Below are 22,318 nucleotides of genomic sequence, written 5' to 3'. Positions count from 1 at the left end.
GATTCCGGACACTATTTACTACAAAGAAAAAGTCAGATACTATTATTCCATGAAAGTTCGTTCAAAATTGCTCTTACTGAATGTTGTTTTTTTAGTCGGTTTTGTCTGTGCCGGATTTGTACTGACCCTTTCCATCCGGACACTTATGTCCGAATACCATATCGGCCTTGAAGGAACCAGCCTCATAGGCGAACTCCATGAGTTAAGCAACCTTACGAAGGAGATCCTGCTTACCGAGGACTTACACGATACGCTTCCTGAGGTTACCGCACAGGTCCGTCGTGTCGATGATAGAATCGAAACGTATCTTACAGCGAGTGTTAAGACGGCTCCCCGGGAAACCAAAGATGTTCTTGAGATATACGATGTTACAAAACGGCAGCTGGAATCGGTTTTGGCAAAGGTTGAGGAGATCGAAAAGCGTTACCCCGATTACCTGCCCGGGTTGGTCGAGGCTTACTCCTACTACCAGGTTTTTACCATCGATCGAGCTGCAAAAGAGGTGTTACAGCTTTCAACCTATTTAAGCGAAACCCTTACGGTACGCCTGAAAGCACTTGTTGACGAGGTGTCTCGACAGAATGCTCGGCTTGCAACCTCGGCAATTCGGTTCTCGATCGTTGTTTCTGCCGCTATTCTTTTTATACTCACATTTTTTTCGCTTCTAACGATCAGGGGGCTTGATAGAAGAATAGGGGAATTCCGGCGGCAACTTCTCCGTTTTGAGACAGGGGATATTTCTTCCGATGTGGTCCTGTCTGGACGGGATGAGTTCTCGGCTATTGCCGAGGCGATGAATCAGTTTATTATCCTCTTAAGAGAACTATTGCATGATGTTCGTAAAATCATCTTTGCTCATCATGAAAGTCAAAAGGAAACGATAGGTATTATTGAGACCTCCGATCGTGTACGCGAAGAGGCTGTCGCTGGTGTCAATACTGCTGAGGAAGAGGCGGAACAGCTCCACACAATGGTATCCGCTGGTGAGTCGGAACTAAAAGATCTTCGAAAAGGGTTTTCCGATCTCAGTGTGAAGCTTTCAACTCAGAACACTTCGATTAGTGAATCGAGTGCCGCAGTGGAGGAGATGAACGCCTCAATCGCAAGTGCCACCCGTATTGCAAGAGAACGACAGGAAGCTTCCGGCCGACTTGCCGTAAGTACTCAGAAAGGGCATGCGATGCTTGAGGCAACCGGAAAAATGGTCTCCGATACGGTTTCTGATATGGAAAAAATCAAAGACATCGTTACTATTATTAACGACATAAGCGAAAAGACTAACCTGCTTTCGATGAATGCCGCTATCCAGGCGGCTCATGCGGGAGAGGCGGGTAAGGGCTTTGCCGTTCTTGCCGGTGAGATTCGCAGGCTTGCCGATAGCACAGGTGAAAATGCCCATATGATTCAGGAAGCCATTGAAACGGCTGCAAAGCGATCTGTGGAGATGAACCAGGGGGCAGTCAATACCTTACAGCTCTTTCGGGATATCCTTGCGGAAAGCGATAGGGCTCAGTCGTCGATGTCGGAGATCGTCGGAGCAATGGAAGAGATTCTTTCCGGAAGCGGAGAAATTACCAGAGCGATCCTCTCTATCCGTGATACATCTGTGGAAATGGATGAACGGTCTGCGGAGATGGACAATGCGTCGTTGAAGGTAAGCAAGACCATCGGACAGGTGGGCGGGCATGCTTCCACCATGGAAAATGCGACCACAGACCTTGGCAAAGCGGTCCTGTCGATGGGCGAAAGGGTGACGCAGCTGGGAGAGGCCGGCCGCAGTGCTGCTGCCGTGATTGCCTCTCTTGCAGAAAAAATCGGCCGGTTTCGATTGGAAGATTAATAGGATCGAGCCAGGACGGTCCTGGTCAGCTCAAGTAGCTGCTCTCTTGCCTGGTTTGCCGGAAGATGATCAAGTGCCTCTATGGCCCTGTCTGTGTAGCGTCGAGCTTCCTCCCGGGCGGTGGCGAGGGCCCCGCTTTCTTCCACTATCGAAAGAAGCGCATCAACTACGTCGGGATCATTGGGCAGTCGTTGAATCAAAGCGGAGATCTCTTCCGCGTGCTTTGTTTCTCTGGCAATAATCAACGGTAGGGTACATACGCCTTGGCGCAGATCACTGCCCGCAGGTTTTCCAAGTACCTCTTTGCTGCCTGTGTAATCAAGGATGTCGTCGATGATCTGAAATGCCATGCCTATGGCATACCCGGCCCGTCGTGCCCACATCACCTGAGTTTTATTCATTTTGCTTTGGCTCGCTCCTGCATGAAATGCAAGAAGGAAAAGCGCTGCTGTCTTTCCCGCAATTCTTCGAAGATATGTCCTGCGGGAAACGGCAAAATCGTACTCTTTTGTGGACTGATCAATTTCGCTTTGACAGATAAAACCAACAGCAGTGCTAAGGGACCTGCCGTTTTCAATTGTCGCATATTGGGCGGCAATCGAAAAACAGCGACTGAAGAGGTAGTCCCCCATCAGAATAGCCTTTCGAATGCCTATTTTTGTATGAACGGCGGGAACTCCCCTACGGGTATCCGCATCGTCGATGACGTCGTCATGAATAAGTGTCGCGATATGAAGCATCTCAATGGCCGCGGCTATATCGTACGCCTTTTTTTTAGAGAACTTACCGCATCGCGCCGTGAGAAGGAGAAAGGATGGCCTGAGCATCTTACCCTGTGCAAGAATAAGCTCTTCAAGTCCCTCTCTGATTGTCGGGCTGCTGTTTCTAATATGAGTAAGTATAACCTCCCTGACCCGAAGGAGATCGGAGTCGAGGGAGGGAATACCAAGAACGGATTGCTTCATCTATTTGGGTTCACCACTGTAGAGGTAGCTCTTTTTCGCCAATTTTGTTCCATTCCACCACTTTTTGATCCAGGGCATTACCCAGTGGTCAAGACCTAGGCCGCGACCTGCTCCGCCCATCATAAGAATGGCCGCGAATACAAACCAGAGCTGATTCCAGCTGAACATTCCAGACAAGGTGAAGATCAGGCACATACCGATCGATACAACTGCGGCAAGCCAGGTAAAAAGGCCACCCATAAGGGCAAGACCGATACCAAGCTCTGTGACAACAACCATAACCTGAAACAACTGAAAGGGTAGGTGAACAAAGATGCCGTCCATAAAGGTTTGGCGAAACCATGTCACCAGGGGATTATCATAGGCAAGGATAGAGTTCGTCGTATCCCAGATAGTATGGAAGACCTGCTCGGCATAGGCAACTGCAGTGGATGCGGCACCTGCAACGGCATCGGAAGCGGCGGATACAGCGTCTGAAGCTGCCTTGACCGTATTTGCGGCGGCGTCTGCCGCTGCACCGCTTGCGGCTGTAACGGCATCTGAGGCTGCATGGGCCACGGTGGCGGCTGCATCTGTTGCGGCACCACTTGCGGCAGTGACCGCCTCGGTGGCAGTCTGAGCAGCCTGTGTTCCTGCCTCTGCAGCGGAAGCGGCGCTGGTTGCGTCTGTAACTGCCTGTACGCCCGCCTGAACTACTCCCTGGCTAAACATCCATGCCGATTTCGAACCGGCCGAGAAATGAAACCATCCTTCACCGATCTTATTGACCCCTTCGATGACCCACATCAGGCCAAGCCAGAGGCGCAAAGGGAATGCCCAGTAATTGGGAATCTTCGCTGAGATAAGGTTTCGAACCAGAGAACGGCCCTCTTTGATATCGAGGATTTCGTGTCTCAGGTAGCCCCATACCGCATTGAAACCTGCAAGACCAAGAAGATAATGAACGTTGATGAGGTGCTTTAGGGCCATTGCGAAAAAGCCCGACATGGACATGCCCATGTTGTGGCTTACTGCATATTTTCCACCGATAGAGACCATGAAACCATGGTAGTTCGACTTAAAAGCCTTCATGGGGCTTCCCTCGATGGAAGCGATAATATTGTGAGCAACCACCTCTGCGGTTTGCAATGCCGTCTCTACAATCTGGGGAAGTGGCTTTTCATTTTCAAGGAACCACACCATATCCCCGGTAAGAAAGACATTCTCTTTTCCCGGACTTCTCAGATATTCATCCACCCGCTGTCTGCTACAGTGTCCCTGCTCGAGATCCAACTCCCCGCCGAAGGCCGTTCCGAAAACGCCGCAGGTCCAGATAAAGGTTTTTGCGTCGTGGGAATCACAGTTGTTTGTTGAAAAGCCATCGGGAGTTACTTCGGTAATTCTGCTTTCGAGGCAGATTTCCACGCCGTGTTTTTCGAGATACTTCATCGTTTTCTGCTGAAGCTTTTCCGGCAGGATCGGAAGTATTTCACCGAGGGCCTCGACAACCATGATCCTTACTTCCGATTCATCGATGCCGTACTCTCTGCAGAGTGTACTTCGCCGTTCAACCAACTCTCCCGCCAGTTCGATACCGGTAAAACCGGCACCAGCCACGGCAAATGTCAGAAGCTTTTTACGCTCTTCTGGATCCGATGTCTGGCTTGCTTCCAAAAACATCCGCTCGGTATGCTCACGGATCTTCATCGCATCTTCAAAGGACCAGAGCGTGAAAGCGTGTTCTTGTGCTCCCGGGACACCAAAAAAACATGGCTCGGCACCGGTCCCAAGAACCAGGTAGTCGTACTCATAAGAGTCGCTTTTTCCTGTTAATTTCTTTCCTGTGAAGTCGATAGCGGTAATCTCATCGAGAACAATATGTACTCGTTTTCCGGAAAAAATACGTGCAAAGGAGACCCTGACCGAATCAGGCTCAACCCTTGCTCCCGCGACTTCGTGGAGTTCCGTCATCAGGGTATGATAGGGGTTTCGGTCTATAAGGGTAATTTCTATCTCAGGTCGTTTCTTGAACTGTTTATGTAATTTCTTTGCAGTTTCAACACCCCCATATCCACCGCCAAGAATCACAATTTTGGTTTTACCCATTCCTTCCTCCAGATTCTGTTATGATTTTCACGTTATTGTGAATATTTTCTAAATATGATCGATTCGATCATGCTTTAGTGATGATAGAAGATAATTATCTTTTCTGCAACTACATGCTTCTGTCAGAAGGTTGACTTTTCAAGAGAAATAAGAGAAATTTTCGCACCATGAAATATCGTCTATATGCTTTTTTTTCCTTACTATGTATTCTATCGTCATGCGGGACGGAGAAATCGCAAGATCCTATAGCGGAGACACGTTTTGCTTTGGGGACAACCTGCACCATCACGGTCTTTCGAAAGGCGGATGCCCATCATATACAAGAAGCCTTTGACGCCGTTCACCGTGTGGAGTCTCTCATGAGTGTGAATTTGGATGATTCGGAGATCTCGGTTCTCAATGATCATGCAGGCAGGGATCCTTTGCAGCTCTCCGATGATACCTTTTTTCTTCTTTCCAAGGCAAAGGAGTATGCCCAGCTTTCGGGTGGTGCCTTTGACCCCACCGTCGGGCCTCTTGTCTCTCTCTGGGGAATAGGAAGTGACGCAGCAAGGCTTCCGGAGCGACCCGAAATCTTGGATGCACTTGCATTGATTGATTATCACAATCTGGTTCTCAATAGTGAGCATCGTACAGCCGAACTCCTGGAAAAAGGAATGGCCGTCGATCTTGGAGCCATCGCCAAGGGCTATGCCGCGGATGCCGCCGCACAGGTTCTGAAGGATGGCGAGGTGCCGTATGCCATTATCAACTTCGGCGGGAATGTTTTTGCAATGGGGCAGCGTTACGGAGATGGGCCCTGGAAGATTGGAATTCAGGACCCCGACGCCGAGCGGGGAAACTATATCGCCATTGCCCGAGTCGAGGATAGTGCCGTTGTCACCAGCGGGAAATATGAACGTTTCTTCATTCAGGACGGCGTGCGTTATCACCATATCCTCAGTACCGTCGACGGTTATCCGATAGAAAACGGGATAGCCTCGGTGACGATTGTAGCCAGGGACTCGACCCGGGCGGACGCTTTCTCTACCATGTTGTTTGCCTTAGGCCCGGAGAAAGGCCTGCGGCTGGCCAGAGAGACCCCCTTTCTCCAGGCAGTGTTTGTTATGGAAGATAAATCGGTGCTGACATCCTCCGACCCCGACGGGTGGCTTACGATAGAGGACAGTCGGTACCATTTTGTGCAGGATAACGAGGTGACGGAATGAGTAAATTTGACGATGTCCGGCTTATTTCCGGAGTGTGGTACCGACTTGACCTTTCCATGGGCAAGAGTTTTACCGCCTGCTGTATTATGGAAGAATCCGACGAGGGGGTGGTTACCTTTTTTGAATTTCCCGACGAGAGCAGAAAAGCTGCCGCGGATATTCTGCCCCATCTTGTCGATCTTGTGCCTATAGATCCTCCCGAAGAGATCAGCTACCGTATCGAAGATTTCCTCGATGATGAGGATGAAGTGGACGGAGAATCTGATGAGTGGTGATCGTCACAAGCCCATTGCGGTCTTGGGCGGGCTGGCGCTTTTCCTTTCGGTCTTGGAGTTTATGATACCCAAGCCCGTGCCCTTTATGCGCTTGGGAATTGCGAATATTCCGATTCTTATTGCACTTGCCCTCTTCGATGATCGCGACGTGTGGCTTTTGGCCTTTCTAAAGATTGCAGGACAAGGGATTGTAAATGGGACACTCTTTTCATATATCATCCTTTTTTCCGCTACGGGAACCCTTGTCAGTGTTGCTGTTATGGTCCTGCTTCGGCGCTTTGCAAGGAAGGGTATCAGTCTCGTCGGTATTAGTGTGGCGGGAGCCTTTGTCGGAAATTTGTCGCAGATATTGCTTGCCAACCGCTTTATTTTCGGTAATGCGGCCCTTCTTATAGCCCCTCCCTTTCTGATTATCGGTTTGATCAGCGGGGCCATCATGGGATTTTTCGGTGATCGGTTTATTGCCGGAAGCCTTTGGGCTCGTACCTTCACGGAGGCTTGAACATTGAATAAATTTCGTTTTATGGCGGGAGTCCTTTTGATTCCCGCCTTCGTATTTCAGCAGTCGCTTTTTTTCAGGATTATTCAAGTCGTCCTGCTTATCGTCTACTCCCTGCTTCTGGGGCGCCGGTTCCGATTTCTTCCCAATATTGCCCTCTTGCTGGGAGTCACTGCAGCAAATCTCCTTACTCCGGTAGGGGAGGTCCTCTTTCGTATCGGAACCTTCCCGGTCACCTCCGTTGCTCTGGTCCAGGGCCTGATGCGGGCCTTACTCTTTATCGGCCTTGTCTACCTTTCCCGTTCTTCGATAAGCGCATCCCTCGCCCTTCCAGGAAAGGGGGGAGCTCTTGTCGCCAGGACCCTGTATTATTTTGAGAAAATTATAGACTTCGATCCTCCGGCGAAAGAGAAGGGTTTCTGGTATGCCCTTACTCACCTTGGAAAGCGGCTGGATCAGATCCTTCTTTTTTGCTTTGAAGAGGCTGACGAGTCACCGGCTGACCCCCTTGCCGGGAAGAGGAGGGAGGCTGCGGTGCCTCTGATCGGGATTCGTATCTATATTGTGGTCCTGATTCTCCTCTTCTGGACGCTTTTTGTGATTTCACAAGTTGTAAAGGCTTGACACGTTTTTTCCCCCCCGATACCCTTAGTTCTAAGATTTTTCCTTTAAGGAGTCCAAGGTATGTTTACGATTATTGCTCGGTCCATAAACCTTATTGTCCCGGTTATGAGCATTATTATTATCGTAAACATCCTCCTCTCCAGCCTACCAATTTCGATTATTATTCTATCCATTATTGGAAAGTTTCGCCGTTCGAGTATGGCGGCAGGTAACCAAGCCTGTTAGGCTCGGTTACCTGACCTAAATTACCCCGAACGACGAAACTGACTCGCTGTCTCCCTCCCGGAAGGTGCATCCATATGCACCGGGAATGCCGGAGAGGTTTTGTCGTGCCCGGGGAAGATCAAGGAGGTTATGATCTTGAAAGGTGCACGAATATTGGTTGAAAGTCTTTTACTCGAAGGTGTGGACACGATTTTTGCCTATACCGGCGGGAAAGTTATTTCCATCTTTGATCAACTGCAGGAATTTGAGGATCGTGTCCGTTTGATTCTCCCCCGTCATGAGCAAGGGGGGACCCATGCGGCTGATGGCTATGCCCGCTCCACCGGCAGGCCTGGTGTTGTTATTGTTACCTCCGGTCCCGGCGCCACCAACACTGTCACCGGCATTGCGACAGCCTATATGGATTCCGTTCCCATGGTTGTCATAACCGGGCAGGTCAACCTAGATCAAATCGGAAGCGATGCTTTTCAGGAAGCAGATGTAGTTGGAATTACCATGCCGATCACAAAGGCCAATTTTCTGGTACGGGATGCAAGTGAGATCGCCTATACGGTAAAGAAGGCCTTTCACCTTGCAACCACCGGCCGCCCCGGCCCTGTGGTTATCGATATCCCCGGGGATGTACAGGCCCAGGATGTCTCCTTTGACTATCCGGATACGATTGAGCTACGAGGATACAAGCCGAACATGAACGGCCATCCGAAGCAGATTAAGTCGGTCATCGGCATGTTGAAACAGTCACGTAAACCTTTGATCATCGCCGGCGGTGGTGTCAATCTTTCCGGAGCAACGGAAATGGTGAATCGTCTTGCGGACGAGAAGGGTATTCCCGTTGTCTGTACCCTTATGGGGCATGGCGTGATGCCGAAGCGAAGTGAGCTGCTTCTTGGACCTATCGGAATGCATGGTACCCTCTACGGTAATTATGCCGTTCAACATGCCGATCTCATCCTTGCCCTTGGGGTCCGTTTTTCAGACCGTATCGTCGGTGACGGGGCAGGTTTTGCCCCGAAGGCAAAACTGGTCCATGTGGACATTGATCCCGCAGAGATCGGAAAGAGCATCAAGGCCGACCTTCCCATCGTCGGTACGATCCAATCGGTGCTGGGGGATTTGAACAAGGCCGATATTCCGGTTGATTCCGAACAGTGGATCCGCGAACTCGTCGAGTATCGATCCGCCCACCCTCTGGTTGCCGAGGATCCGAAGAATCCCGGGGGGCTGGCCCCGCAACGATTGATCCAGCTTGCCGGGGAAATTTTCCCCAAAGAGACCATAGTCGTCACGGATGTGGGACAGAACCAGATGTGGGCCGCCCTGTTTTTCGGCTTTTCCAGGGGACGCTCCTTTCTTACCAGCGGGGGACTTGGGACCATGGGCTTCGGCCTTCCCGCGGCAATAGGGGCGGCTGTCGGAAATCCCGACAAACCGGTGTTGATGATAAGCGGCGACGGAGGTTTTCAGATGAACCTTCAGGAGCTTGCCACCATCAGGCGTTATCGTCTTCCTGTAAAGATGCTGGTGATAGACAACGGTTATCTCGGAATGGTTCGCCAATGGCAGGAGCTTCTCTTCGAGAAGCGTTACGCCGGTACCGTCATGGATGATAATCCCGATTTTGCCGCCCTTGCCGAGGTCTTCGGCATCCACGGCCGCACGCTCCGGGATGCCAAGGATGCGCAAGATGTTCTCAGGGAACTTGCCGAATGCGAGGGGCCGATGCTGCTTCATGCCCATGTCAGTCCGTCGGCAAACGTCCTTCCGATGGTCCCTGCGGGTAAACCCCTTGAACAAGTTGTTGAGAAGATCTGATCGATAGAAAGGAGAGGCGTATGCGCGAAGAAGAATATACCGATCACACCATTTCCGTGTTGGTGAACAACCACCCGGGGGTTCTTTCGAAGCTGACCAGTCTGATTACCAGGAGGGGCTTTAATATCGAGTCGATCGCTGCCGGGCCGACCAAAGATCCCGATATGTTCAGGCTCACCATCATTGTAAAGGGCGATGACCAGAGTGTGGAACAGATTCAGAAACAGCTTTACAAGATCGTCGATACGGTAAAGGTGAGTCCCATTGACCCGCGCAATAAGGTTGAACGAGAGATTGGACTTATCAAACTCAGGGCCACCAACGGATCTCGGAATGAGGTTCTGCAGATGGTCAACGTATTCAAGGGCCAGGTGATCGATTCCGGCCCCGGCGGCTTTGTTGTGGAGATCGTCGGAAGCAGTGAAAAAGTGGACTCGTTTATCGGCCTTTTTCCACCTCAGCAGGTGGTTGAGGTGGCGAGAACCGGCATCGTTGCGATGAACCGGTGGGAAAAGAAGCAGACCCGATAGCTGCGGGATTGCATAGATGAAACGGAATTTGTTTGTAAAGGAGAACAAAAGATGGCAAAGATTTTTTACGACAAGGACGCGGACCTTTCGGCACTAAAGAACGAGACGGTTGCGGTCTTAGGTTTTGGAAGTCAGGGGCACGCCCACGCGATGAGTCTGAAAGACAGCGGCGTGGACGTCATTGTCGGCCTACGGAAAGGCAGTAGGAGCTGGAAAAAGGCGGAAGCCTACGGCATCCCCGTTTACACCGTCGAGGAGGCTGCCAAGCGGGGAGACGTCGTTATGGTGCTGCTTCCCGATGAGCTTCAGGCAGAGATTTATGCCAAGGAAATTGCTCCGGGGCTTGAGGCTGGAAATATGCTGATGTTCGCCCACGGTTTTGCAATTCACTTCCACCAGATCGTTGCCCCTAAGGGTGTGGATGTCTCCCTTGTCGCTCCCAAAGGGCCCGGGCACATCGTTCGACGTGAGTTCGAGGCGGGCAGAGGGGTCCCCGGACTTGTAGCCGTTCATAAAGATGAAACCGGTAAGGCCGAGCCTCGGGCTCTGGCCTATGCAAAGGGAATCGGCTGTACCCGTGCCGGGGTGTTTGAGACCAGTTTTCGTGAAGAGACCGAGACCGATCTTTTTGGTGAGCAGGCCGTTTTGTGCGGTGGCGTCACCAGCCTGATGAAGGCGGGATTCGATACCCTTGTCGAGGCCGGATATCAGCCTGAGATGGCCTATTTCGAGTGTATCAACGAAATGAAGCTGATTGTAGACCTTATCTACGAAGGTGGCATGACCCTTATGCGGCACTCCATCAGCAACACCGCAGAGTACGGCGATTATATCACGCAGGGAAAACTGGTGACCGACGAGACCAAGAAAGCGATGAAGGGAATCCTCGAGGATATCCAGAGCGGTCGATTCGCCCGGGACTGGATCCTTGAGAATAGGGCCGGTCGTCCGTCATTTTACGCCATGAGACAGAATGCGCGAAACAGCCAGAACGAGGCTGTTGGTGCGCAGCTTCGATCGATGATGAGTTGGCTGAAAAGCGATATCGAGATCGAAGAATAGAAAACCATGAAGAAACTCCGGCGGCCAGGGTCGCCGGGGTTTTTCGAAACAAAGGAGAAGGGAACTATGCGAAGTGATAAAATGAAACTGGGATCGAAACGGGCTCCCCACCGATCTTTGATGAAGGCGCTGGGACTCACCGACCGGGAGATTGCCGGTCCTATTATCGGGATTGCCTCGTCGGCGAGTGAACTCATTCCCGGTCATATGCACCTCGCTCAGGTTGAGGATGCGGTAAAGGCCGGTGTTCGAATGGCCGGCGCCACGCCCCTGCGATTTTCCACCATCGGTGTCTGTGACGGGATCGCCATGGATCATAAGGGGATGTACTACTCCCTGCCCAGCCGGGAACTCATTGCCGATTCCATCGAGATCGTGGCCGAAGGCCACCCCTTCGACGGTATGGTCTTTATTTCCAACTGCGATAAAATAACTCCGGGTATGCTTATGGCCATGGGGAGACTCAATATCCCTTCGGTTCTGATAAGCGGCGGTCCCATGCTTGCCGGTAACTACCACGGCAAGAGCCTGGATCTTATCTCGGTCTTCGAAGCGGTAGGGCGCCACGCCCAGGGCGATATCGACGATGATGAGCTGACCGCTATCGAAAGCTATGCCTGTCCGGGAGCGGGAAGCTGTTCCGGTCTTTTTACCGCAAACTCCATGAACTCCCTTGCCGAAGTGCTTGGGCTTGCCCTTCCCGGAAACGGAACCATTCCTGCCGTCGATTCCGGTCGCATCCGCCTTGCCAAGGAGGCCGGAATGGCGGTGGTCAGGCTGGTGGAAGAGGGTATCTGCCCCAGAGATATTGCAACCGGAGATTCTTTTATGAACGCCGTTGCCGCAGACCTCGCCCTTGGCGGCTCTTCCAATACCGCACTGCACCTTCCTGCCATAGCCAAGGCTTTCGATGTTGATTTCTCAATCGACAACTTCGACCTGCTCGGCCGCAGGATTCCCCATCTCTGCAATCTCTCCCCTGTGGGAAAACACCATATCCAGGATTTGGAGGCCGCGGGCGGCATCGGTGCGATTCTTTCCCGTCTCAACGAGTTGGGAGAATTAAAAAGGGATGCGAAAAGCGTGACCGGAAAAACCATCGGTGAGATTGCCGATGCTTCCCGGGTTTGGGATGATGAGGTGGTTCGTCCTGTAGGCCATCCATATCATGCGGAAGGGGGGCTTGCCGTCCTTCACGGTTCGCTTGCACCGGACGGCGCCGTTGTCAAACTTGCCGGGGTTCCTGAAGCCCTCCGCGTTCACGAAGGGCCTGCCGTTGTTTATGAAGATGGGGAAGTCGCGACCGAGGCCATCCTGGCCGGTAAGGTGAAAAGCGGAGATGTTGTTGTGATTCGTAACGAAGGCCCCAAAGGCGGCCCGGGTATGCGTGAGATGCTCAGCCCCACAAGCGCCATCGTCGGCCTGGGCTTGATAGAGAAAGTCGTTTTGATCACGGACGGTCGCTTTTCCGGCGGGTCGACGGGAGCGGTTATCGGCCACGTTTCTCCCGAGGCGGCAAATGGAGGCCCCATCGGCCTTGTTCAGGAGGGAGATCGCATACGAGTCGATTTCAACAAACGTAGCCTCGACCTCCTGGTGGGGGAGGACGAAAAGAAACGGCGTGCAGGTGCCTTGGCTGCGGCCTCGGCCGGAAAACCTGTGACCGCCAAGCACAATCCCGATGGTTATCTTGCACGCTATTCGATATTTGTCGGCAGTGCCGCCGAGGGGGCCATCTACCGTAAGGATTTTGTTGAGGCTGCCTCCGAGTCGGTGAAGCGGCTTCAATCGGGAGAAACGTCATGAGTGATTCTTCGCGTGAAAAGATCATGATCTTTGATACCACCCTCAGGGATGGCGCCCAGACCAGGGGTGTCGCCTTTTCGGTGGAGGATAAAATCAGGATCGCCCGGGGACTGGACCAACTTGGTGTCGATTTCATCGAGGGGGGCTGGCCCGGGAGCAATCCCAAGGATGTCGCTTTCTTTCACGAGATGAAAAAGGCACCTCTTTCCCATGCCAGTCTGACCGCCTTCAGCTCCACGCGGATGAAGAATATGGCGGTGGAAGAGGACACCAATATCAGGACCCTTTGCGAGACAGGGGTACCGGCGGTGGCGATCTTCGGTAAAAGTTGGGACCTCCATGTAACCGAGGCTCTTGAAACCTCGCTGGATGAAAACCTTGCAATGGTTTCCTCGACCATCGCCTATCTTCGCGGCCGTTTTGAGAAGATCGTTTTCGATGCGGAGCATTTTTTCGACGGCTTCAAGGCCGACCGGGGCTATGCCCTGGCGGTCATCGAAGCAGCGGCGTCGGCGGGGGCGGACTGGATTGCCCTTTGTGATACCAATGGCGGTTCCCTGCCTTCGGAGATTCTTGAAGCGCAGGAGGCAGCCGCCGCCCGGGTTACCGTTCCCCTCGGTATTCACGCCCACAACGATAGTGAGCTTGCCGTTGCCAACAGCCTCGTCGCCGTCGGTGCGGGGGCAAGAATGGTGCAGGGAACGATAAACGGTCTTGGAGAGCGATGCGGGAATGCCAATCTCTGCAGCGTGATCCCCAATCTTGAATTGAAAGGAAACTTTCACTGTCTTCCCGAGGGACAACTGGAAAAGCTTACTCATATAAGTCATCTTGTCAGCGAGGCGGCGAACCGAAGCCAGCCCGACTGGCTTCCCTATGTCGGACGGAATGCCTTTGCGCATAAGGGAGGTATCCATGTCTCTGCAGTTCGGAAAAATAGCCGCTGTTATGAACATGTTTCCCCCGAGCTTGTAGGCAACGACCGTATCGTGACTATCAGCGAACTATCGGGGAAGAGCAATGTTCTTGAGAAGGTGAAAAAGCTGGGGATCGATCTTTCCGACGATCCGAAACGGACCGCAGGAATCCTCAAAGCGGTGAAGGAGTTGGAGGCCAGAGGCTATCATTTCGAGGGTGCCGATGCATCCTTTGAACTGCTTTCGGCAAGGGAACTGGGGACCTTGAAGGATTACTTTACCCTTCAGGGCTTCAGGGTTCTTACCTGGGCGGAGGGAGATGGCAAGTCCTGGTCCGAAGCCACCATCAAGGCAGCGGTTCCCGAAGAGGTCAGCCTATCCGGCGGCTATTCCGATCCCGTGGAACACACCTCGGCCGACGGAAGCGGCCCTGTGGAGGCCCTTGACAGGGCCCTTAGGAAGGTTCTTGAAAAATTTTACCCCGTTCTTGGGACGGTAAAGCTTTCGGACTATAAGGTGCGAATTCTCAATGAAGAGGCTGGCACGAATGCGACCACACGAGTCATGATAAGCAGCACCGACGGGGTCGATCATTGGACCACCGTGGGTGTTTCCGACAATATCCTGGATGCATCATGGCATGCTCTTTGTGATTCGCTTATTTATAAACTGAAGAAAGAGGATGAATCCCGCCGCCATTCCGGCGGCGGGAGCATTGAAGTGGATAAGGAGGTGGCGTATGCCGCGCAGAATTAAGATTTTCGATACAACCCTGAGAGATGGCGAACAATCCCCCGGCGCATCCATGTCGCTGGAGCAGAAAATAAAGATGGCCAGTGCCCTGGAGCGCCTTGGTGTCGATAGGATTGAAGCGGGCTTTCCCGTTTCAAGTCCTGTGCAGTTCGAGGCCGTTCAACGGGTCAGTGCAACGGTAAAGAAGGCGGAAGTCGTGGGACTGGCCCGCTGTGTACAGCGTGATATTGACGCCGCCTATGATGCACTTCGGGATGCCGCCCATCCCATGCTCCATATTTTCATCGCCACCAGTCCCCTGCACCGGGAGTACAAACTGAAGAAAAGTAAGGAGGAGATTCTCGATACGGTCCGGGAATGCCTTAATTACGGTGGAAAAGGCTTTTCACGGATGGAATTCAGTCCTGAGGATGCCAGCCGTACCGAGCCTGATTACCTTGTCGAGGTGGTAAAAACTGCCATCGAGTGCGGTGCCACCAGCATCAATATTCCCGATACCGTCGGTTACGCGGTTCCTAAAGAATTCGGAGAGCTTATAAGCTTTCTTGTCGAACAGGTCCCTCAGTTTTCCAACGGTTCGGTTGATCTCTCTGTTCATTGTCATAACGATCTGGGCCTTGCCCTGGCAAACAGCCTGGCTGCTGTTCGCAGTGGAGCCAGTCAGGTTGAGGTTACCCTTAACGGTATAGGGGAGAGGGCGGGAAACTGTCCCATGGAAGAGCTTATTATGAGCCTCGATGTAAGAAAAGACATGTTCGATGTCGAAACCGGGGTTCACACCGAGTATCTCTATCCCACGGGGAAACTGCTTCAAAGCATTACCGGATTGTTGATCCCGCGAAATAAGCCGATCTTCGGAGACAATGTCTTTGTTCACGAATCCGGGATACATCAGCATGGGGTACTCAATAAGCGGGAAACCTATGAGATTATGAAGCCGGAACGGATCGGAAGGTCCAGCGAAACCATCATCATGGGGCGCCACTCAGGAAAGCATGCGCTGGAAGATAAGCTTTCCCAGTACAATATAAAACTGACCCGTCAGCAATTTGAGGATGTCTTTGCCCGCTTTACCGCGGTTGCGGATAAAAAGAAAGAGGTGTACGACGAAGATCTCTTTTCCATCGTCGGTACCGTTTTAGGTGGGGTGGTGAAGGGCTTCTCCCTGTTGTATTTTCATACATTTACCGGTAACAGTCTCATCCCCGGAGCCACGGTAAAGGTACGTTCCGAGGCAGGAGAAAAGGTTGCCTCGGCAACCGGCGATGGCCCCGTTGATGCGGTCTTTAATGCCATAGATGAGTGTGTCGGCATAAACGCCAAACTGAAAGAGTACATTATCCACGCCATTGGATCGGGAAAGGATGCTCAGGGAGAGGTAAAGCTTGAGGTTGAGATAGAGGGCGCTACCTACGGGGGAAAGGCCTCGTCAACGGATATTATCGAGGCCTCTGCCATGGCCTACCTGAATGCTGTTAATCGTTTTGAGCTGCGTAAGCGGTGAGAAGTGGACATACAAAAACATGAAGCAACGAAACGTGATGAGACAATACACTTGAGTAAAGGAGATTGATGTGGCAACAGGCCAGAGTATGAGTGAGAAAATTTTCTCCCGAAAGGCGGACCGAAGGGTCAGCCCGGGAGAGTACCTGATGCTCGATGTTGATGTCGCCCTGGGAAACGATATTACCGCCCCGGTGGCCATTAACGAGTTTCGGAAGGCGGGAGGGAAAAACCTTCGTTACCCCGACCGTGTGGTCCTTGTTCCCGACCATTTTGCGCCGAACAAGGATATCAAGTCCGCCCAGCAGGTGAAGCTGGTGAGGGATTTTGCCAATGAGCAGGGCGTGAAACACTTCTTCGAAGTGGGACGTATGGGAATAGAGCATGTGATCCTGCCGGAGATGGGGATCGTAAAGTCCGGTGATTTGGTTGTCGGCGCGGACAGCCATACCTGCACCTACGGGGCCCTTGGTGCCTTTGCTACCGGTGTCGGCTCTACGGACCTTGCCGGTGTGTATCTCACCGGCAAGGCGTGGTTCAAGGTCCCTTCAGCCATACAAGTCCGGCTTACAGGAAAATTTCGAAAGGGTGTGGCTGGAAAGGATCTGGTACTTTATCTGATTCACATCCTCGGAGTAGATGGGGCCAACTATCGGGCAATGGAATTCACCGGTCCGGGAGTCGCCAATGTTTCCATGGACAGCCGTTTTACCGTCAGCAATATGGCTATTGAGGCCGGCGGTAAGGCTGGACTTTTTCCCGTAGATGACATCACCATTGCCTACGAAGCGGAGCGAGGTATCAAGGTTGAGCCCTTTGCGGCCGACGAGGATGTCGCCTGGGAACGCAGCATTGATATCGATCTCTCCGATGTTCCTCCCATGGTTGCATACCCCTTCCTTCCCTCCAACGGTAAGAGTGCGGCAGAGGCAGAGAAGGAGAAGGTGAAAATCGATCAGGTCGTCATCGGAAGCTGTACCAACGGAAGGATCGAAGACCTCAGGGTAGCTGCCGAAATCCTGAAAGGAAAAAAGGTTGCGCCATCCGTGAGGTGTATCATCTTCCCGGGAAGCCAGAAGATCTATCGCCAGGCTGTGGAGGAGGGCCTCGCCTCGATTTTTGTAGATGCCGAATGTGCCTTCTCCACACCAACCTGCGGTCCCTGCCTTGGCGGCCACATGGGGATCCTTGCCGAGGATGAGGTTGCCTTGAGTACCACAAACCGAAACTTCGTCGGAAGAATGGGGCATCTAAAAAGTAAGGTCTATCTTGCAGGACCGGCGGTCGCCGCGCATTCGGCGATTACCGGCTACATCACCGACATCCGTGAGGGGGCGTAAATGAGTAATACCACTATGAAACGCAAGGGCAGCTGCTTTGTCTTTGGGGATAACGTGAATACCGACGAGATCATCCCCGCACGCTACCTTTCCACCAGCGACCCGGCAGAGTTGGCTCTCTACTGCATGGAGGATGCCAGAAGCGGCTTCGGTCGCAGGGACGATCTTTCCGGATCGATTATGATTGCCGGTGAAAACTTCGGCTGCGGCTCCAGCCGCGAACATGCCCCCATATCGATCAAGGCCTCGGGTATCGGCTGCGTCATCGCCAAGAGCTTTGCTCGGATATTCCTGCGCAACAGCTTCAATATCGGTCTTCCCATCATTGAGCTTCCCGAAGCCGACCAATTCGGCGAGGGCGACGAGGTCGAGATCGATTTTGATCGGGGTCTTGTGCGTAACCTTACGAAGAATAAAGAGTTTACGTTCAATCCCTACCCTGAGTTTTTGAAAAAGGTGATCGATTACGGGGGGTGGCTTTCCTATGCCAAGGCCGAATTGATGAAGGAGGGAGCATGAAGACCTTTCGTGTTGCAGTCCTTCCCGGAGACGGTATCGGTCCGGAGGTCATGACCGAGAGCCTTCGGGTCCTCAAGGCGGCCGGAAAGAAGTATGACATAGCGATGGAATTCGACCAGGCGCTTATCGGTGGGGCCGCCATCGATGCTAAGGGATCTCCCCTTCCTGATGAAACCCTCGACCTCTGCCGCTCTGCGGATGCCGTTCTCCTCGGTTCTGTCGGCGGACCGAAATGGGACAACTTGCCGCCGAAACAGCGGCCGGAGTTGGGTGGCTTGCTTGCCATTCGCAAGGCCCTCAAGCTCTATGCAAACCTGCGGCCGGTTCGCCTCTATCCCGCGCTTTTTGATCAGTGTCCGGTTCGGATTCCTTCGGGATCGGGTGTCGATCTGTTAACGGTCAGAGAGCTTTCTTCGGGAATCTACTTTGGAGAGCCGAAAGAGCTTGATGAGAGCCATGGCCTCGATACGATGCTGTATGAGGCAGAGACGGTGAGCCGAATTGCAAAGGTGGCCTTCGAGGCGGCAGCTCGGCGCAGGGGAACATTGACCAGTGTGGACAAGGCAAATGTACTTTCCGCCAGCATCCTCTGGCGTACTGTGGTGGCAAAAATGGGAGCCGATTACCCTTCCGTTGCGCTGAACCATATGTATGTTGACAATGCTGCCATGCAGCTTATCCTTAATCCAGGAGGCTTCGATGTTGTCGTAACGGGGAATCTTTTCGGTGACATCCTCTCCGACGAATCGGCGGCCCTTGCAGGCAGCCTGGGAATGCTTCCTTCGGCAAGCATTGGTGAAAGCGTGAATCTTTTTGAACCGTCCGGGGGATCTGCACCCGACATTGCGGGAAAGGGCATTGCAAATCCGATTGCCCAGATCCTTTCTGGAGCCATGATGTTCGAATATTCCTTCGACCGGGTGGATGCCGCACGTGCCGTTGAAGCTGCCATTGAGGCTGCCTTAAACGACGGCGTTCGCACCGGCGACGTAGCCGGTGGCGGCCCATCTGTCGGAACCCGCCAGATGGCTGACGCGGTGATCGAACGACTCTCCTGAGGTAACTTTTTTATCACGTATAGCGGCGGGCCCTTCTGGGATCGCCGCTATTTTTGTATGTATTGGTGCATTAATACCAATATATTTTTTCTTTATTTGCGTTTTCTGCTTTCGACATATAAAATTGTGAGAGAAAGGGTCTGGATTGTTTGAAAGACACCTTTGAGCAGGGAGCGACACATGGAAATCGAGAGTTCTGAAGAGATCCTCACATTTTTTCAAAATCTTCTCAAATCCACCGATACCATTATCATTATTGCCGATGCCGATGTTCACATTAAATTTTGGAACGAGAAAGCGGAACAGTTTTTTAATATAAAAGAGTCCTCTGTCCGGGGACGAAAACTAAGCGCTATAGCCATTCCTCAATTTATAAAACCGGTCATGGAGGCCGTCAAAGAAGCGGTGGAAAAACGATGGCAGGTATTTCTCCCCGACCTTTACATCAGACAGGAGAATGATATCGGACGATATATCGGGTTGAATGTTGTTCCGATCTATCTCCAAAGCGGTACTCATGCCGGTTTTCTTATCGATGGAAAGGACATTACCGAAACCAGGGAGATAAAGCGACAAAATGAAGAAAGTCAGAAATTCCGTGCCATAGGAGAGATGGCTGCGGGGATTATCCACGAAATCAATACCCCTGTCCAATTTATAAAGAACAATCTGCAATATCTGAATGCCTGTAGTGATGAGCTACGTTCTTGGTTTAACACGCCGGGAAGCGAGGGAAAGAGGGAGATTCTTTCGACCCTGGAGGATTTTCCGGAGGTCCTTCACCAATCCATAGAAGGAATCGATCGTATCACCAGCATCATTCGATCTCTCCGTAATTATGCACATCCGGGCTATGATAAGCCGGTGCCCTTTTCTCCCACACAGGCCCTTGAGGATGCAGTGACGATTTCCGAGAATCAGTGGAAACATATAGCCCGACTTCATACCCGTTTTTCGGAAAAGCCTATCATGGTTCAGGGCTTCCCTTCGCTCTTTTCTCAGGCCATGGTCAATATGATTATAAACGCTACCCATGCCATAGAAGAACGATTCGGCGATGACGCTCTTTCCAAGGGGATTATTGAGATAGAACTTGAAGAGGCTGGCAGCAGGGTGGTAATTCATATCAGCGACAACGGTATGGGGATGACCGAAGAGGTGAAAAGTAGGATATTTGAGCCTTTTTTTACCACAAAGCCTCCGGGCAAGGGCACGGGGCAGGGCCTTGCTCTTGTTTATACGGCCATAACCGGTAAGCATAGGGGTTCGATCCATGTGGATTCTCTTTCCGGAGAGGGTACCACATTCACCATCGAGGTTCCGAAAGGATGAGAGCATGCTGAAGGTGTTTTTGGTTGACGATGATACAAGTATACTGAATAGTTTTCGTCGCTTGCTTCAGTATTATCGAAAACAGTTTGATTTCTCCTTTTTCAATAACGGAAACGAGGTCCTCGCCTCCGATATTCTCCCTGATGTTTTGATTACGGATGCCATGATGCCGGGACTTTCCGGCATGGACTTGATCAGGTTGCTGAAGGAACGCGTTCCCGGCCTCGTAACGATTATTTTAAGCGGAGAGGTCGGTGCAAGCTTTCCCGATGAACTTGGTATCGACTTTTTTCTTGAGAAGCCTTGCGATGTTGAGGATATCATCGATATTTTGGAGAAGTATGAAGCATGAGACTGTTTAGCGTTTTCAATAAACTTTCCTCTATCCCGAATAGTCCCTTTGAGGTTTTAAAGGGAGAATACGATCATGAGGGGGTTCTTTCCAATACGAATGATCAACTTAGACGCATCATCGATCTTTCCGGGCTTTCCGATCCCGTTCGCCTGAGCGATGTCTTCCCCAAAACCTTCCCGGCTTCATATCCACAAACCATGTTCTCTCAGCTGACCAACGAAAGTGTTTCTATAAAGCCCTTTTTTTTCGGAAAAAGAAAGGTCTCCTACCTCTGTTTTGAGAGATTAGGCCATCTGGAAAATTCCATCACCTTTATAGCCCTGCCCTTTGATAAATCAAGCATCCTCCAGCTCTTGCAGATGTATACACAGTTTGAAGGCTATTACAACAGCAACCCCGATCTTGTTATCTGCGTGGACAGTACATGGCACATTGCCGACATCAATAGCGCAGGCTACCTTAAGCTCGGATACGCTTCCAAGGATGAAGCCCTGAATGAAGATATCGATACCGTTTTTATCCTTTCGGAAGAGGCGATGAAGTATATTGCAGGTGAGCTGGCCACGGGGAACTCCATTACCGAATTCGAGTTGCTTTTAAACCAAAAGGGGGGCGGACATATTTCCGGACTTGCTTCGATTTTCGCCCTCTCGTACGGTGACGATGAACCCCAGATGTACTATTTCCATATCAAGGATACGACACTCCAAACCGAGGCTTTTACCGGCCAGCTTCAGATGAACATGGAGTTGAGCGAATTAAATGAGGAGCTGAACAGGGCCTATGCCTCGATGCTTTCCCAGGAAAAGATGGCGGCTTTGGGGCTTCTTGCTGCCGGTATGGCCCATGAGATTAACAATCCCCTCGGTTTTATCTTCAATAATGTTACCGTGTTGATGAATCATTTTAAGGATCTGAAGAGTTTCGTTACCACCGTGAGGGAACTCTACGGACAGGAAGGTGAGCCCGCTCTTAAGATCTCCGAGATCCAGTCGCTTGATAAGCGGCTTGACCTTGATTTCGTTTTCGACGATATCACTTCCATTGAACAGGAAAATCATGAGGGTATCGATCGCATCAAGAAACTTCTCGGAAGTCTTAAAAGCTTTGCCCGTAAGGATCAAACCGACCGGCTGAGCTACTATGATCTTAACGCTGCAGTAAAAGACACCCTTATCATTTCAAAAAACGAGTATAAGTATTCGATTGATATTGAAGAACACTACGGTAAGGTTCAGCAGTTTCTCTGTATTGCTGCCGAGATAAACCAGGTCCTGTTGAATCTTCTGATCAATGCAGTAGAGGCTATCCAGCAAAAGAAGGGGAGGGCCGAACGGGGCTTGATCACTATTGAAACAAGTCAGGACAACAAGTACAGCTACTTCCGCATCTGTGACAATGGCCCCGGAATCAGTGAAGAACATGTGCGAAAAATATTCGATCCCTTTTTTACGACCAAACCGATAGGCGGCGGTAGCGGACTTGGGCTGACCCTGGCCCATGATATTATTGTGAATAAGCATAAGGGAAAGCTGGAGGTGAAACCTTCGGAAAACGGTGCCTGTTTTCTCGTTTCCATTCCCAGAAATTTGGAATCGATTGAGGAGTAA

General features: G+C 51.6%; 20 protein-coding genes. 18 read left to right on the top strand and 2 right to left on the bottom strand.

Annotated features, from left to right (window positions below; all coding sequences use genetic code 11):
* Positions 1-49 precede the first annotated feature (49 nt).
* Positions 50-1,840, top strand: coding sequence for a methyl-accepting chemotaxis protein (locus F459_RS0109235; RefSeq protein WP_169517943.1), 1,791 nt, complete (start codon positions 50-52; stop codon positions 1,838-1,840).
* Here F459_RS0109235 and F459_RS0109230 read toward each other — a convergent pair.
* Together F459_RS0109230 and F459_RS0109225 are read right to left on the bottom strand one after the other, a co-directional pair.
* Complete coding sequence (locus F459_RS0109230) at positions 1,837-2,805, bottom strand: polyprenyl synthetase family protein (RefSeq protein ID WP_020612450.1); 969 nt, start codon at positions 2,803-2,805, stop codon at positions 1,837-1,839. The genes F459_RS0109235 and F459_RS0109230 overlap by 4 nt on opposite strands.
* Complete coding sequence (locus F459_RS0109225; protein WP_020612449.1) at positions 2,806-4,890, bottom strand: FAD-dependent oxidoreductase; 2,085 nt, start codon at positions 4,888-4,890, stop codon at positions 2,806-2,808.
* A gap of 167 nt (positions 4,891-5,057) precedes the next feature.
* Here F459_RS0109225 and F459_RS0109220 point away from each other — a divergent pair, with 167 nt between their 5' ends.
* From F459_RS0109220 to F459_RS0109140, 17 genes are all read left to right on the top strand, one after another.
* Positions 5,058-6,098, top strand: a complete 1,041-nt coding sequence (locus tag F459_RS0109220) for an FAD:protein FMN transferase (RefSeq protein WP_026294976.1) — start codon at positions 5,058-5,060, stop codon at positions 6,096-6,098.
* A complete protein-coding gene (locus tag F459_RS0109215) occupies positions 6,095-6,373 on the top strand; it encodes a hypothetical protein (RefSeq protein WP_020612447.1) in 279 nt (92 codons plus the stop codon). The genes F459_RS0109220 and F459_RS0109215 overlap by 4 nt, the downstream gene beginning before the upstream one ends.
* Positions 6,363-6,875 (top strand): Gx transporter family protein, encoded by a 513-nt coding sequence (locus F459_RS0109210; protein ID WP_020612446.1) that lies wholly within the window; start codon positions 6,363-6,365, stop codon positions 6,873-6,875. The genes F459_RS0109215 and F459_RS0109210 overlap by 11 nt, the downstream gene beginning before the upstream one ends.
* 3 nt (positions 6,876-6,878) lie before the next feature.
* On the top strand, positions 6,879-7,496 hold the full coding sequence (locus F459_RS0109205) for a hypothetical protein (protein WP_245540134.1): 618 nt from the start codon (positions 6,879-6,881) through the stop codon (positions 7,494-7,496).
* Positions 7,497-7,556: 60 nt separating this feature from the next.
* Positions 7,557-7,721: a hypothetical protein gene (locus F459_RS24120; RefSeq protein ID WP_020612444.1), complete on the top strand. Its 165-nt coding sequence runs from the start codon at positions 7,557-7,559 to the stop codon at positions 7,719-7,721.
* 129 nt (positions 7,722-7,850) lie between these two features.
* The gene (gene ilvB / locus F459_RS0109195) at positions 7,851-9,533 is read left to right on the top strand and encodes a biosynthetic-type acetolactate synthase large subunit (RefSeq protein ID WP_020612443.1); all 1,683 of its coding nucleotides are present in this window, start codon (positions 7,851-7,853) and stop codon (positions 9,531-9,533) included.
* A 20-nt stretch (positions 9,534-9,553) separates the two neighbouring features.
* Positions 9,554-10,063 (top strand): acetolactate synthase small subunit, encoded by a 510-nt coding sequence (ilvN, locus tag F459_RS0109190; protein WP_013254196.1) that lies wholly within the window; start codon positions 9,554-9,556, stop codon positions 10,061-10,063.
* Between the two features lie 51 nt (positions 10,064-10,114).
* A complete protein-coding gene (ilvC, locus tag F459_RS0109185; protein WP_020612442.1) occupies positions 10,115-11,125 on the top strand; it encodes a ketol-acid reductoisomerase in 1,011 nt (336 codons plus the stop codon).
* Between the two features lie 66 nt (positions 11,126-11,191).
* On the top strand, positions 11,192-12,931 hold the full coding sequence (ilvD, locus tag F459_RS0109180; protein WP_020612441.1) for a dihydroxy-acid dehydratase: 1,740 nt from the start codon (positions 11,192-11,194) through the stop codon (positions 12,929-12,931).
* Positions 12,928-14,604, top strand: a complete 1,677-nt coding sequence (gene cimA / locus F459_RS0109175) for a citramalate synthase (protein WP_020612440.1) — start codon at positions 12,928-12,930, stop codon at positions 14,602-14,604. The genes ilvD and cimA overlap by 4 nt, the downstream gene beginning before the upstream one ends.
* Positions 14,588-16,105 (top strand): 2-isopropylmalate synthase, encoded by a 1,518-nt coding sequence (locus tag F459_RS0109170; protein ID WP_020612439.1) that lies wholly within the window; start codon positions 14,588-14,590, stop codon positions 16,103-16,105. The genes cimA and F459_RS0109170 overlap by 17 nt, the downstream gene beginning before the upstream one ends.
* Positions 16,106-16,175: 70 nt before the next feature.
* Positions 16,176-17,444: a 3-isopropylmalate dehydratase large subunit gene (leuC, locus tag F459_RS0109165; protein WP_020612438.1), complete on the top strand. Its 1,269-nt coding sequence runs from the start codon at positions 16,176-16,178 to the stop codon at positions 17,442-17,444.
* A complete protein-coding gene (locus tag F459_RS0109160; RefSeq protein WP_020612437.1) occupies positions 17,445-17,963 on the top strand; it encodes a 3-isopropylmalate dehydratase small subunit in 519 nt (172 codons plus the stop codon).
* Positions 17,960-19,021, top strand: a complete 1,062-nt coding sequence (gene leuB, locus F459_RS0109155) for a 3-isopropylmalate dehydrogenase (protein ID WP_020612436.1) — start codon at positions 17,960-17,962, stop codon at positions 19,019-19,021. The genes F459_RS0109160 and leuB overlap by 4 nt, the downstream gene beginning before the upstream one ends.
* Before the next feature lie 180 nt (positions 19,022-19,201).
* Positions 19,202-20,353, top strand: coding sequence for a PAS domain-containing sensor histidine kinase (locus F459_RS0109150; RefSeq protein WP_020612435.1), 1,152 nt, complete (start codon positions 19,202-19,204; stop codon positions 20,351-20,353).
* Between the two features lie 4 nt (positions 20,354-20,357).
* Positions 20,358-20,705 (top strand): response regulator, encoded by a 348-nt coding sequence (locus F459_RS0109145; protein WP_020612434.1) that lies wholly within the window; start codon positions 20,358-20,360, stop codon positions 20,703-20,705.
* Positions 20,702-22,318, top strand: a complete 1,617-nt coding sequence (locus F459_RS0109140; protein WP_020612433.1) for a sensor histidine kinase — start codon at positions 20,702-20,704, stop codon at positions 22,316-22,318. Before F459_RS0109145 ends, F459_RS0109140 begins: the two co-directional genes overlap by 4 nt.

The organism is Sediminispirochaeta bajacaliforniensis DSM 16054 (assembly GCF_000378205.1).
Taxonomy (GTDB): Bacteria; Spirochaetota; Spirochaetia; order DSM-16054; family Sediminispirochaetaceae; genus Sediminispirochaeta; species Sediminispirochaeta bajacaliforniensis.
Note: the sequence above shows the minus strand (reverse complement) of the source record. Positions and strands in the feature narration are given on the sequence as shown.